Origin of the sequence: Castellaniella sp. S9, assembly GCF_027257175.1 — a bacterium.
In the GTDB taxonomy this organism is placed as follows: domain Bacteria; phylum Pseudomonadota; class Gammaproteobacteria; order Burkholderiales; family Burkholderiaceae_B; genus Castellaniella.
In genome coordinates this window covers 153,883-166,380 of record NZ_JAPFGD010000007.1, presented here as the reverse complement: position 1 = coordinate 166,380, position 12,498 = coordinate 153,883, and the positions used below count along the sequence as shown (strand labels likewise).

The window sequence follows — 12,498 nt, the reverse complement described above, 5'->3', positions numbered from 1 at the left end:
GGCGCGCGAGGAGATATTCGTGGCAATAAAAATAATTGAGGTTTCAGCAGAGGCGTACGAGCTGAAATTCAAGTCGACATACCAGAATGCGCGCGTTGTGACGCCGAATAATCGATACGTTCGCGTGCAGGTCAAAAGCGGGGAGTGCATCGGCATCGGCGAGGTGTCGCCCATGCCGGGTTATTCGGCCGAAACGTCGCTTTCCATTACCGAGGCCGTCAATCGCTGGCTGGGTCCCGCGGTCCTGGGGAGGGACGCCTTCGATTGCAACGAGATCGATCATCGCCTGGCCAGGACGCTGCCTGACAACTGGTATGCGAAGGCGGCCTTGGACATGGCATTGTGGGACCTGCGTGCACGTTCCTTGAATGTCAGCGCGGCCGCCTTGTTCGGCGGCAAGGCTCGGGACGAGGTGCCGATCGGGGCGGTCATTGCCCTGTCGGACCCAGAGTCCATGGCGCGCGATGCAGCGGTATGGTTGAAGCGCGGTGCCCGCTTTTTTCAATGCAAGATCGCCGAGGATGAGCGCTCCAGCGTCGCTCGGCTGTCGGCGATTCGCGAGGCCGTCGGCCGCGACGTTGAAATCGCCGTCGACGGCAATGCCAGTTTCTCTCTGATCGCCGCCCGTCGGACGGTCGAGGCGATCACGCAGTTCGATATCAAGTATTTCGAGCAACCGCTGCCTCGTTATGAATTGGATGGCCTGGCGACTCTTGTCCGGGAGGCCCCGTTTCCCATCGTGGCGGATGAAAGCCTGCATAGCGCCATGGACGCCATGCGCCTATGCGATCGAAAGGCGGCCAACGGATTCAACGTCAAGTTGTCCAAATCGGGCATCAGCGAAAGCAGGCGCATTATCGCCATCGCCGAGGCGGCGGGTATTCCGTATGGTCTGGGGACGATGTTCGAAAGCAAGCGCGGCACGCTGGCTTCCGTACAGTTTGCCGCCAGCATTCCTTCCCCGTTCTATCCGACCGAAGCGGTCGGCCCGTGGATGGTTGAAGATCCGGAGGATGTCCCCGGCCTTCAGTTGGCGGAGGGGACTCTTGCATGGAAGGTTCCGACCGGCCCTGGTTGGGGATATGCGTGACACTTTTACGTATCTTCAGCATGACTTCACTTTGAACTAAGTATGTAAGGCAGGACGCAATATGAGTAGCGATAAGCAGCAAACCGACTTGACCATCGCCCTGGGGAAGACGGTGATGAAGGCGCACCTCAAGCAACGGGGGCACGATCCACAAAGCGCCCATCGCCCGCACGTCGGGATCGTCAACACGTCCAGCGGGCTCGCCGTCTGTTATGCACACCTGGATGAAATCTCTGCCCTGGTGGCTGCGGCCGTGAAGGCGGCGGGGGGGCTTGCCACTGAGGTTCGGACCTCGGGCCCTACCGATGGTTTGTTTTTCGTGCTTGGAGGGCGAAAAGAGGTGCCGTCCGCGCGCGACGTACTGGCCAAGGACGTCGAGATGATGGCGCGTGGCGAGAACCTAGACGGCCTCATCTTTTTGTCATCATGCGACAGCACGACGCCGGGGCATTTGCTGGCGGCCGCGCGCCTCAATCTTCCGGCGATTGTCGTGCCCTGTGGCTTTCAGGCCGGTGGTAGCCATTGCGGTCGTCGGGTCGCCATCATGGACCTGTACGAGGGCGTGGGCGCGGTGGCGGCTAAGCGCCTCAGTACAGAGGAGCTTTCCGAGATGGCAGAGGTCGCCATCACCTCGCCCGGCGTGTGTGCCGGTCTGGGCACCGCCAATACGATGCACATGGTCGCCGAGGCGTTGGGCTTGGCGCTGCCGGGCACCTCGCCAATCTGGGCGGGCAGCGAGCGCCTTCGGCAAATCGCGGGCGAGGCCGGACGACATATCCTGGGATTGATCGAGAAAGGCCCCCGGCCTGCAGAGATCTTGACGGAATCGGCTTTGCGCAACGCGGCTGCGGTGGTTCTCGCGTCCGGCGGCGCAGCGACAGCTGTCCATCATTTACAGGCCTTGGCCGACCAGCTCGGCTTTTCCATGGATATGCATGCCGTGTTCGATGAACTGGGCGACCATGTCAAGCAAAGCCGGTTCATCTCGCCGGCCGGTCCAGGGGCCATGGAGGATCTCGAGTCCTCGGGAGGGACGCTGGCAATCATGAAGTCCATTGAGGCCCATCTTCAACGGGATGCCATGACGATTTCGGGCCCGCTGTCCGATGTGCTGCATGGCTTTTCTCCGTCAGCGGACGCGCCTTTGCCGGTGGACGATGCAGACGCCGCCTTGCCTGGCCTGGTGGTTTTGCACGGCAGCTTGGCGCCCGAAGGGGCGGTGGTGAGGCCGGGAATAGCACAGGCGGGCATGGGGATCTTCGAAGGGCCCGCGACCGTATTCCAGAACCCTCAAGCGCTTTTTGACAGCATGTCGTCAGGCCGGCTCGCCAGCGGTAGTGTCGCCGTGGTTTTGGGCAGCATTGACGATATGGCGTGCCTTGTGACCGGGGCGGGGCTTGGCGAGGATGTGGCCATCGTCTCGAATGGCGGGTTCTCCGGCTTGAGCCGAGGGCTCGTCGTGGGATTCATGAAATCCGCACAAACGAGCGATCACCCCATATTCCAGGTGCGCGACGGCGACAGGATCCGGATCGACGTTGCCAATCGATCGCTTGACTGGGAACGAGGGCCGATGAATCAAAACCCTGAACGCAGGGCGGCGAGCGCCGCCTCCGGTGCGGGGAGCATGGCGCAAGGGAGCGGCATATGAAGACACTGAGAGGCAGGGGCGTCGTTGCGGGCGTGGCCGAGGGCATCGCCTTGGTCAGCCAGGAACGGATATCCGTGAATCTGGGGATCAACGAGCAGACTGGCATCGTGGTCGAGCGCGGCCACGACCTGGAGGGCCAGTCCGTGGCCGGCAAGATCCTGGTCTTCAAAGGCGAGAAAGGCAGCGGCAGCAGCTCGCTCAGCCTGTTCCAGTTGGTGCGGCTTGGCCTGGGCCCGCTGGCGATCATCAATAGCGAGTCCGGTGCCATTATCGCGGCCGGCGCAGCGCTTGCCGGCATCCCGCTGGTACATCGTTTCGACAGCGATCCGCTGGCGGCGATCCGGACTGGGGATCATGTGCGCGTCGATGCGTCGACGGGGATTGTTCAGGTGACACAACAAGAGGGCGTGACGTCATGAAGCTGAATTCGGCGGAAAAAGAGTGGCTGGACGGTTCGCGCGGCCCTGGCGTGCAGCTTGCGATGAAAATGCTGGTGGCCGTCGGCGAAGCAACGGGGGCTGATCGGCTGATTCCCGTGTCTTCGGCGCACGTGGTGCTGGATTCCTTCCCGCTGGGCGAGCCTGGTGCTGTTCTGCTCGAAGAGCTCGCAGCGGCTGGCGAGCGTTTCGTGGTCCCCACCACCACCAACTCCATATCGATCGACCGCAACAAGCCCGAGGACGTGGACGAGGTCCAGACCAGGATTCTCGCGGCCAGCAGCCAGCTCGGTGCACTGTCGACGTGCTCCTGTAATCCCTTTAGCCAGATCATCGCCCCGATGTTCGGGGAATCGCTCGCCTGGAGCGAATCGGCTACCGCGCCGTATCTCAACGGCGTCATCGGCGCCCGGACCAACCGGGAAGGGGGTTCCGCCTTCGCTTCGGCCTTGACGGGCCTCACGCCGCGCTATGGCATGCATCTGGATTCAGAACGGCGTGGCGGAACGGTGTTCGAGGTGGATGCGGACCTGGATGACCTGTCGGACTTCAATGTCTTGGGCTCCATTGTTGCAAGGCGTACCGAGCAGGGTGTGCCTGTGCTCAAGCTGCGCAGCAGGCCGTCGGTGTCGCATTTGTTCGGGTTTGGCGCCTCCTTGGCTTTTCTGTCGAGTCTTCCGATGTACCACTTGGTGGGCATCACGCCGGAAGCACCCAGCATGGATGCTTTGTTTCCTGACGGGACGCCCTCCGCGATACGGATTTCGCAGAAGGACATCGAGGACGAGCACGAGCGCTTTTGCACGACGCAAGGCAATCGCGTCGACATCGTATCGCTTGGTCAGCCCCACGCGACATTCGATGAAGTCTGTGAAATCGACAGGTTGATCGCCGGCCGTCGCGTCAATGGCAACATCAAGTTTTCGATTTCGACCAACCAGTCCGTATTCGGCTTGGTCCGCGCCGCCGGTGTACTGCGATCCCTGGAGGCTGCAGGCGTCGAGGTGACGGTGGACAGAATGTGCTTCGGGTGCGACCTGGGCCCCATCAAGTATTCCTCGGACGTCGTGGTGGCAACGAACTCGGTCAAGCTCGCGAACAGCGCGCCCGGGACACGCAAGGTCTCTATACGCCTGGGCAGTACGAAAGAGTGCGTTGAGGCCGCCATCGCCGGCCAATGGGCCTAGTTGCCGCGTATCACGTGCGGCGCCTCTGAGGACCCTTGAACGGTGCGTTGGCCCGGTGGGGAATTTTATAAGACTGGTCATTCTGTTCTTGAATTGGAGACGTTATGAAGCTTGGACTAGACGGAAAAGTGGTGTGGGTGACAGGGGCTACAGGCGCCCTTGGTCGAGAGATCGCCCTGGGCTTTGCCGCTGAGGGGGCTCGAGTAGGCATTTCAGCGCGTACGCCGGATGCGCTGGATTCTCTATCCAAAGACATCAAGGAGGCGACGAACGCCGATGTATGGAGCCTGCCTGTCGATGTGACTGACGCTGCCGCGGTCGCTGATACGGCAAGCTCCCTTATTGAGAAAGCGGGACGGATCGATGTGCTGGTCACTACCGTAGCGGTGCCGGCGTTCGGGCCCTTCCTCGAGATCAATAACGACGCCTTTCAAGCTGCGCTGAACGTGAAGTACCTTGGATACATCAATTGTATTCACGCGGTCCTTCCGCATATGGTCCAGATGGGAGGAGGTGCGGTCGTCGGCATCACCGGTACGGGCGGGCGGCAGCCGATAGGCATTCATCTTCCTGGCTGCGGCGTCAATGGGGCTCTTAATATTGTTCTTAAAGGCCTTGCCAATGAATTTGGCGCCAGCGGAATCCGGGTTAATGCCGTCGCTCCCGGTATGATCTCGTCCCCGCGTGCGCGTCAGATGGCTGACGCCGGGATGGGAGATCCTGCCAAAGGTGTGCCTCTGCGAAGGCTCGGCGAGCCATCAGAAATCGCAGACGCAACTGTGTTTTTGGCGAGCGAACGAGCCACCTATATTACTGGCCAGATCCTCATGGTCGACGGCGGCCGGGTTGAATCGCTTTAACGTGAAAAACAGCGTGTTCTGGACGAGCGCGCCCTAACCTGGGCCGGGACGAATGGGGCCGCGCGGGGGCATCGCCCCCGCGCGGTTTACTTTTGCGGGCGCGGCGTGGCGCTGGTGCTGGGTGGCAGCGTCGGGTACACGACCTTGGGTTGTTCGCCGGTCAGGGTGTGCAGGAACTGCGTGATGGCCTTGACTTCGTCCGGATTCAGTTCCTGGCCGAGCTGGCTGGAGCCCATGATGGCCACGGCCTGCTCCAGGGACCAGACCTCGCCGCTGTGGAAATAGGGTGCGGTCAACGCGATGTTGCGTAACGGGCCGGCACGGAACACATATTCGTCGCTGGCCGTGTTGGTCACGGTGAAGCGGCCCTTGTCGTCGGGTGGCAGGATGTCGGCCCCCGGTTTCTTGATCACGCCGAAGGGAAAGTAGCCCTGTCCGCCGAAGTTCACGCCTTGGTGGCAGGCCACGCAGCCCTTGCTCATGAACAGGTGCAGGCCCTGGAGTTCCGTCACCTCGAGGACGTCCTGGCATTCTGGGCGGCCGGGATGCACACGGCCGCTGCGGCGGCCAGTGCGAGAACAGAGCGTTTGACCATGGTGTTCCCCTGGGTTGTGGATATATCCACTATGTGAACATGGTCATTCGGAAGGCGTATTGATACCGGTCAAGGGGAGGCTCAATGTACCGATTGGGAAATCAGACGTTCATGACGCGGCCCATACTCGTGCAAGGCGTCGCGCACCTTGGCGACCTGTTCCGGTGTCACGGCCGAGGCCTTGTTGCCCCAGTTGTTTCGCACGAAGGTCAGTACGTCCGCCACCTGCCGGTCGTCCAGCTTCCAGGCAAAGCCCGGCATGCCCAGGCCCGTGGGCAGTTCGGCGGGGTCGGCCATGAACTCACCGCCCAAGACCACCTGTATCAGTGATTGCGGCTGCTCCGCGTGAACCGGCACGCTGCCGGCCAGGCGCGGAAACGCGTCCTCTTGGCCTTCGCCGTCCGCCATGTGGCAGCCCATGCACTGATCGACGTATACGGCCTTGCCGCGTGCCATGACTTCCTGGGTGACGGCTTTGTCGTCGCCGTCGTGGTCATCGGCCTGGCCCGTGTCGTGTGCGGGAATATCCTTGAGGTAGGTGGCGATCGCGGTCAGGTCCTGCTTGCTGAGGTGTTGCGTCGAATTCATGACGACTTCCGTCATGGGGCCGGCGTTGGCCGTGTTCGCATTGGCGCCGGTGCTCAGGTACTGCACGATGTCCTGTGTCGACCACGCGCCCAGCCCGTCGCGCTCGTGGCTGGTCAGGCTGGGGGCGAACCAGGATTCGCCGGCGTCGCCTCCTTGCAGGGCATGGTCGCGGTCGGTGGCGCCCAACATGTTCTTCGGACTATGGCAGGCTGCGCAATGTCCGGCACCGTTCACAAGGTATGCGCCGCGATTCCAGAGCCTGGATTTGTCAGGGCGGTCGATGAATTCCCCTTCGTCAAAGAACAGCAGGTTCCAGCCCGCGACCAGTTGGCGCCAACCCAGCGGCCACATCAGTTCATTGTCCGGTGCAATGGCGCGAACGGGTTCCAGGGTATCCAGGTAATCCTTGATGGCGTCCACATCTTCGCGTGTCATCTTGGTAAACCATGGATAGGGACAGGCCGGGTATAGGTGCTGGCCGTCCTTGCGTATGCCGCTGTGCAGGGCTCGATAAAAGTCGTCCTTGCTCCAGTTGCCGATTCCGGTGGCCAGGTCGGGGGTGATGTTGCTGGAATAAATCGTGCCAAACGGGGTTTCCAGCGGATAACCCCCCGCGAAAGGCTTGCCGCCCTTGACCGTGTGGCAGGAGATGCAGTCGCTGGCCTGGGCCAGATAGCGTCCGCGCTGGACATTGGTAAATTCAGTGCCTTGGGCACGGGCGCCGCCGGCCAGTACTGCCGCGCCGACCAACAGCGTCAGTCCCGCAAGGTTTTGCCGGGTCATATGCATGATGTCGCTCCGATCACGCCTGGACCAAGGGTCCGGGCCGCTTCAGATATTGGTGTCGTATGGCATCGGCCGCCCAGAATGCCAGGGCGCCCACGGTGCCGGTGGGGTTGTAACCGTGGTTCTGCGGGAAGTTGCAGGCGCCCACCACGAAAACGTTGGGCACGTCCCAGCACTGCAGGTAGCGGTTCACCACACTGGTGCGCGGGTCGTCGCCCATCACCGCGCCGCCGGTATTGTGCGTGGTCTGGTAGGGGACGATGGTATACGGGCCCGTGCGCTTCTTCACGTTGATCGAGCGGGGCTTCATGGCCTTGGCAATTCCCTCGGCCTTGCCGGTCAGGAAGTCGGACATCCGGAGGTCGTTGTCATGAAAATCGAAGGTCAGGCGCAGCAGGGGCTTGCCATAGATGTCCTTGTAGGTCGGGTCCAGATCCAGATAGGCGCCGCGCTGGCTCACGACGCTTCCATGCGTCGAGATCGAGACGCTTCTCAGGTAGTTCTCGGCCATGGCCTTCTTCCATTTCGAGCCCCATTGGGGCGTGCCCTTGGGAAGCCGGTGCTGCAGAATGGGTCGGCCGCCCGTGGTCCATAGCGCGATGTAGCCGCCGCCCATGAAGCCTTCGGGGCCGTGGTCGAAGTTGTCGCCGTTGAACTCGTCGATGGCTTGGCCCAGGGCGCCGGCCCCCATGTAGGGGTTGATGAGCTCGTCCACGAAGGCATCCACCGATGAGGTGATCTGGTAGGCATAGTTGCGTCCCGTCACGCCGGTGTCGCTGACCGGATCGTAGGGTTGGCCGATGCCCGAGAGCAGCAGCAGATGGACGTTGTGCTGGGCATACGCGCACAGGATGACCAGCTGTGCGGGCTGTTCGTACTCCCGCCCTTCGAGGTCGTAATACAGCACACCCTTGGCCTTGCGGCCGGTATTGTCCAGCACCACCTGTGTCACGTCGCAGCCGGTGCGATACGAAAAATTGTCCTTCTTCAGAAGCACGGGCAGTATGGTCGTTTGCGGGGAGGCCTTGGAATAATTGCCACAGCCGAACCATTCACAGAAGCCGCAGTAGGTGCATTGACCCATTTGCACGCCCAAGGGGTTTTTGTAGGGACGCGAGGCGTTGGCGGCCGGTGCGGCAAAGGGATGGTAGCCCAGTTCGCGTGCCGCCTTGTCGAACATCAGCGAGCCGGCGCTGCGCTCCAGCGGGGGCAGGGGATACTCGCGGCTGCGCGCGCCCTCGAAGGGGTTGCCTTCGGCCTGCGTGCGACCGCCCAGGTTGCCGGCCTTGCCCGACACGCCGCACAGGTACTCGAAGCGGTCGTAGTAGGGTTCCAGCTCGTCATAGGTGACGCCCCAGTCCTGGATGGTGACGTCTTCGGGCACGAAGCCCGCGCCGTAGCGCTCTTCGACATGCGAGCGCATCACAAAATCGTCGGGCAGAAAACGCCATGTCTGTCCATTCCAATGCACGCCCGCGCCGCCCACGCCTGCGCCGGGGCGGAAAGAGCCGAGTCTGCGCATGGGCAAAGCCACTTGGTCGGACGTGTTGCGAAAGCTCATGGTCTCGCGCACGGGCGCCTGGAACAGGCCGCCGCGCACGGCATACTTGAGTTCGTCCTGGATGTGCGTGGTTGCAAAATCGGGAACCGTGGCGCGATCCGCGCCTCGCTCCAGCGCCAGGACCTGCAATCCCTCCTCGGTCAGTTCCTGAGCGATGATGGAGGCTGTCCAGCCGAATCCCACCAGCACCACGTCCACGGGTTTCATCCTTGTCGCCATGTCTTCTCCTTCAAGTGCGGGCGCCCGTGTCCCGCCGGCCTTGCAGGCCGACGGTTGGCAGCGAGTAGGGCTGGCCATACTGGCGCACTTCCTTCACATAGTTGTAGCGGGGCCCTGGAAAGCCGATCAGATTCCAGCCGGCGAAGTCGCGGTTGCCGCCATACATGGGATCGGCCAGAAAGCCTTCTTGCGTGTTCTGCAGCAGCAGCGTGAAAAACGCCTTGACGGGCACGTCCTTGACGGTGAGCTTGCCGTCCTCCAGATTGTGCAGGATCTGGTCTTGTTGCGCTTCGGGCAGCTCTGCGTAGCTTTTCCCCTCGTGTTGCTCGCGGCAATAGGCGTCGATGGCCGCGATGGCCTTGCGGTAGAGTTCGGCCGGGGTTTCCTCCAGCTGATAGCCTTGCTGCTCCGTGCCTTGTGACCACGGCCCTTGCCGATACCATCGGTCGGCCCGCCCGAACGGCCCCGACAGTTGCAGGTCGATGAAACGAGGCACGCCGGCTTCCAAGGCGCCAGGGTCCGCGCTGTCGCCGGGGATGAGCCGGGCCGTCGCGGCTTCGATGAAGCGCTGTTCGTCAGCGGAAAAGAAGGTGCGTGTCACGGTGGCGGGAGCCGCATCCGCACCGCAGCCCTGTAGCGCAAAAAGTACCGAGCCCGCCAGCGACGCCGCGATGAATCGTCGTCGGCTCAGGGCAATGTCGTGGAGTGTCGGCCCGGCCGTCGATGACTGCCGTCCGTCTTGCCCAGCCGAAAGCACGCCGGAGGATGCGTGTCCGAATGAAGGGGGTGTATCCATGGGTGTCTCCAGGAAATGGCGGATGCCGGGCTGAGGCGGCAACTGTCATTCCTGAACGCAAGCTGGCACAGGGGCGCGGGCCCGATACTTCTTTTACACCAGACAGTAAAAGACACTTTTTCAGCGTGTTGTCAGATTGGGCCTTTGCGGCGGCAGGGCACAGCCCGGGTGGTCTGGAGGAGGCGTGCGGCAAAAACGCCACCGCGCAATGGGTGGCGTCGAGGCTTGATTGGGCTGGTGCCGGCTAGAGGAGTCGAACCCCCGACCTTCGCATTACAAGTGCGCTGCTCTACCAACTGAGCTAAGCCGGCAAGGCTGCCTATTCTACAGGAACATTCCCGGCCGGCCCCATCCGGACGTCGACGGCGACGCGCCGATGTCGCGGCCCGGGCGGTGGCCGAAACCGTTTCCTTCAAGCCTCAATGTTGTTACGATGGGCTTTGTTTGTAACAAGGAGCATCCCATGCACCCTGGCGCCAGCCTGGCCACCCTGGCCGTGATCCTCGCCGTGCAGACGCATGCCGTGGCCGCGGCCGACCCTGCGAAGCAGACGCCGGCCTATATCGAGCTGCGGCGGGACGTGTTGATCAATGCCGACCTGTGGACCGACCAGCCGCGGATTCTGGCCGCCAACTATGGCTTCGAGGGCATCATCGGCATCCCCGGCCTGCAGATCGGCAATCTCGACCTTGCCAAGGATGCGGGTGCCGGCGTCAACTGGGACTGGGCGGAGCTGGACCCCACCCCGCCGCTGCGCAACCTGACCAGCGCCGCCAGTGTCATCGGTCTTGCGGCGGCGGGTTTTGGCGCCGCTCCGACGTACGCCGACGCCATGCCCATCGAGGTGAGCTGGCCGCTGCTGCCCAGCTCGGTGTCGCCGGAAAACATTGCCATCACGCTCAATACCGGCGAGGTCGTCACGCCGGTGGCGGCGGCGTTGAATCCGAACTACGACCACAACGAGCGTCACGTGATCGTGGTGTTCGGCGAGTTCGGCAATCGTCTGACGCCCGGGACGCCGGGGGCGATCCATCCCACCTCCGTGGCGTTCGTGCCGGGCAATTCGCCGCTGATGGCGGTCGGCCCGGATGGGCCGGTGTCCATCGTCGGCCTGTCCGCGCCCAGCACCAATCCCTACGAGGCGGGACCGTCGTTGGTCGGTGCCAAACTGAGCCGATTCTCGCCGGCAGGCGATTTCCCGCCGCCCGCGCTGGCCGGCGCCTTTCCCAATGACGCCTATTCGGCGTTCGGCGAGGGGGCGCAGTATCGGCTGCGCCTGTTCACGTCGGGCGGCTTCTCGCCGAATGGCGTCAGCGGCTTTCTGCCCACGGATTTCCAGAAGTTCTTCCGCCTGCATGCGGTGGACGGCGCGGGCAAGGACGTGGTGCTGGAGGAAACGGGCCGGGTCTATGACCTGGGCGTCGGACGGGTCGAAATCCTCGGGCTGGCCGAGCTGGGCGCGCCTGGCGACGATGTGCAGGAGCCCTATTACGCCGAGGATCACGACAATTATTTCGATATCGTGTTGAAGGGCGACCTGGAGGCCGTGCGCAGGCTGCGGGCGGTAGAGATCCCCACCAGCAAAGGGGGCTACAGCGACATCTACAATCCCGGCGGCCCGGGCCAGGACCCTTCGCCGGGTACGACCTATACCGAACCGGCGCCGCCGCAAACCTTTCCCATCGCCCTCAGCCTGGATGCGCCGCGCACGGTCAGCCATGCCGCGCAGTCGCTGGAACAGTATGACCTGGACGACGACTTGCCTGTGGTGTTCCGCCTGCGTGCGAATGGCCAGCCGGATCGCCTGACCAGCAGTTCGCGACAGGCGGCCGATCTGGTCGGCGGCGGCTTCGTGCTCCAAGGGGTGGAGTTCGCCAATGAAATGGCGCGGCCCGGCGTCAGCGCCGTGATGAGCTATGTCTCGGACGACGGCGATCGCATCTATACCCTCGACGCGTCGGAGCAGGCGCGCCTCGAGGCCGATGCCGGCTGGCGCGCGGAAGGTCTCGCCTTCGGCGCTTTCGCGCGGCCTTGGCCCGGCCTGTCGCCGGTGTATCGATTCCGCGACCGTGCCACCGGCCATCACTGGTTCTCGCCGGATATAGCCGTCGGTGGGCGCCGGCGGGCGCAGGTCGAATACGAGGGGGTGGCCTGGTATGCAGCCCTGTTCGTACCGGCGGACGCCTCGGGAATGGGCGGTGGCTCGGGCGGTGGCGCAGCGGGACCCCTCTGGCTGGCGGGCTTGGCCGCTCTGTGGTGGTATCGGCGCCGGTATGCAGGCCGTCGGGCTACTTGACGACCTTGAGCCGGGGAGGCTTGGGATCGTCGGGCCCGCCCCCGTCCGGCGGCGGGGTGCGCGGGGCCTCGGGCCCGGCGTCGGGGCTGCCGTCCTGGCCGCCGGGGTAGGGCTGTGATTCGACCACCTCGAAACCCATACCCGCGCCGGTCTCGCGCGCGTAGATGGCGGCCACTGCCGCCACGGGAACGAACAGGTGTTCGGTCACCCCGCTGAACCGGGCCTCGAACTCGATGTAGTCGTTGCCGATGGCCAGCCGGTTGGTGGCCAGGGGGCTGATGTTCAGCGTGATCTGGCCGTCATGGATATGGGCTGCCGGGACGACGGTGTTGGCGTCCACGGTGACGACGATGTGTGGCGTGTAGCCGTTGTCCATGCACCATTCGTGCAGGGCGCGGATCAGGTAGGGTTTGGTGGAGGCTTCCTGCATGT

At 63.3% G+C, this 12,498-nt stretch carries 11 protein-coding genes and 1 tRNA gene; 6 read left to right on the top strand and 6 right to left on the bottom strand.

Translation table 11 applies throughout. The features are described 5' to 3' along the window. Positions 1 to 19: 19 nt before the first annotated feature. From OOZ48_RS13010 to OOZ48_RS12990, 5 genes are all read left to right on the top strand, one after another. Entirely contained in the window at positions 20 to 1,090 is a 1,071-nt protein-coding gene (locus OOZ48_RS13010; protein ID WP_269498984.1) for a mandelate racemase/muconate lactonizing enzyme family protein, read from the top strand. A gap of 61 nt (positions 1,091 to 1,151) precedes the next feature. Next, entirely contained in the window at positions 1,152 to 2,741 is a 1,590-nt protein-coding gene (locus OOZ48_RS13005; RefSeq protein WP_269498982.1) for a dihydroxy-acid dehydratase domain-containing protein, read from the top strand. Further along, positions 2,738 to 3,160, top strand: coding sequence for an aconitase X swivel domain-containing protein (locus tag OOZ48_RS13000; RefSeq protein ID WP_269498980.1), 423 nt, complete (start codon positions 2,738 to 2,740; stop codon positions 3,158 to 3,160). The genes OOZ48_RS13005 and OOZ48_RS13000 overlap by 4 nt, the downstream gene beginning before the upstream one ends. Beyond that, positions 3,157 to 4,365: an aconitase X catalytic domain-containing protein gene (locus tag OOZ48_RS12995; protein ID WP_269498978.1), complete on the top strand. Its 1,209-nt coding sequence runs from the start codon at positions 3,157 to 3,159 to the stop codon at positions 4,363 to 4,365. The genes OOZ48_RS13000 and OOZ48_RS12995 overlap by 4 nt, the downstream gene beginning before the upstream one ends. A 104-nt stretch (positions 4,366 to 4,469) precedes the next feature. Continuing rightward, positions 4,470 to 5,225, top strand: coding sequence for an SDR family NAD(P)-dependent oxidoreductase (locus tag OOZ48_RS12990; RefSeq protein WP_269498976.1), 756 nt, complete (start codon positions 4,470 to 4,472; stop codon positions 5,223 to 5,225). 86 nt (positions 5,226 to 5,311) lie between these two features. Here OOZ48_RS12990 and OOZ48_RS12985 read toward each other — a convergent pair whose 3' ends face one another. From OOZ48_RS12985 to OOZ48_RS12965, 5 genes are all read right to left on the bottom strand, one after another. Next, positions 5,312 to 5,776 (bottom strand): cytochrome-c peroxidase, encoded by a 465-nt coding sequence (locus OOZ48_RS12985; RefSeq protein WP_269498975.1) that lies wholly within the window; start codon positions 5,774 to 5,776, stop codon positions 5,312 to 5,314. A gap of 125 nt (positions 5,777 to 5,901) precedes the next feature. Continuing rightward, positions 5,902 to 7,197, bottom strand: a complete 1,296-nt coding sequence (locus OOZ48_RS12980) for a cytochrome c (RefSeq protein WP_269498974.1) — start codon at positions 7,195 to 7,197, stop codon at positions 5,902 to 5,904. 13 nt (positions 7,198 to 7,210) lie between these two features. Next, a complete protein-coding gene (locus OOZ48_RS12975; protein ID WP_269498973.1) occupies positions 7,211 to 8,974 on the bottom strand; it encodes a GMC family oxidoreductase in 1,764 nt (587 codons plus the stop codon). Between the two features lie 10 nt (positions 8,975 to 8,984). Next, positions 8,985 to 9,770: a gluconate 2-dehydrogenase subunit 3 family protein gene (locus OOZ48_RS12970; RefSeq protein ID WP_269498971.1), complete on the bottom strand. Its 786-nt coding sequence runs from the start codon at positions 9,768 to 9,770 to the stop codon at positions 8,985 to 8,987. 235 nt (positions 9,771 to 10,005) lie between these two features. Beyond that, positions 10,006 to 10,081, bottom strand: a tRNA-Thr gene (locus OOZ48_RS12965). Between the two features lie 152 nt (positions 10,082 to 10,233). Here OOZ48_RS12965 and OOZ48_RS12960 point away from each other — a divergent pair. Continuing rightward, positions 10,234 to 12,066 (top strand): hypothetical protein, encoded by a 1,833-nt coding sequence (locus tag OOZ48_RS12960; RefSeq protein ID WP_269498970.1) that lies wholly within the window; start codon positions 10,234 to 10,236, stop codon positions 12,064 to 12,066. Here OOZ48_RS12960 and OOZ48_RS12955 read toward each other — a convergent pair. Further along, positions 12,059 to 12,496 (bottom strand): ClpXP protease specificity-enhancing factor, encoded by a 438-nt coding sequence (locus OOZ48_RS12955; protein ID WP_269498969.1) that lies wholly within the window; start codon positions 12,494 to 12,496, stop codon positions 12,059 to 12,061. The two genes, OOZ48_RS12960 and OOZ48_RS12955, sit on opposite strands and share 8 nt — an antisense overlap. Positions 12,497 to 12,498: the final 2 nt, after the last annotated feature.

Coding starts and splice junctions, on each gene's coding strand:
- OOZ48_RS13005 (WP_269498982.1), top strand. CDS start 1,152: ATGAGTAGCGATAAGCAGCAAACCGACTTGACCATCGCCCTGGGGAAG.
- OOZ48_RS13000 (WP_269498980.1), top strand. CDS start 2,738: ATGAAGACACTGAGAGGCAGGGGCGTCGTTGCGGGCGTGGCCGAGGGC.
- OOZ48_RS12995 (WP_269498978.1), top strand. CDS start 3,157: ATGAAGCTGAATTCGGCGGAAAAAGAGTGGCTGGACGGTTCGCGCGGC.
- OOZ48_RS12990 (WP_269498976.1), top strand. CDS start 4,470: ATGAAGCTTGGACTAGACGGAAAAGTGGTGTGGGTGACAGGGGCTACA.
- OOZ48_RS12980 (WP_269498974.1), bottom strand. CDS start 7,197: ATGCATATGACCCGGCAAAACCTTGCGGGACTGACGCTGTTGGTCGGC.
- OOZ48_RS12975 (WP_269498973.1), bottom strand. CDS start 8,974: ATGGCGACAAGGATGAAACCCGTGGACGTGGTGCTGGTGGGATTCGGC.
- OOZ48_RS12970 (WP_269498971.1), bottom strand. CDS start 9,770: ATGGATACACCCCCTTCATTCGGACACGCATCCTCCGGCGTGCTTTCG.
- OOZ48_RS12960 (WP_269498970.1), top strand. CDS start 10,234: ATGCACCCTGGCGCCAGCCTGGCCACCCTGGCCGTGATCCTCGCCGTG.
- OOZ48_RS12955 (WP_269498969.1), bottom strand. CDS start 12,496: ATGCAGGAAGCCTCCACCAAACCCTACCTGATCCGCGCCCTGCACGAA.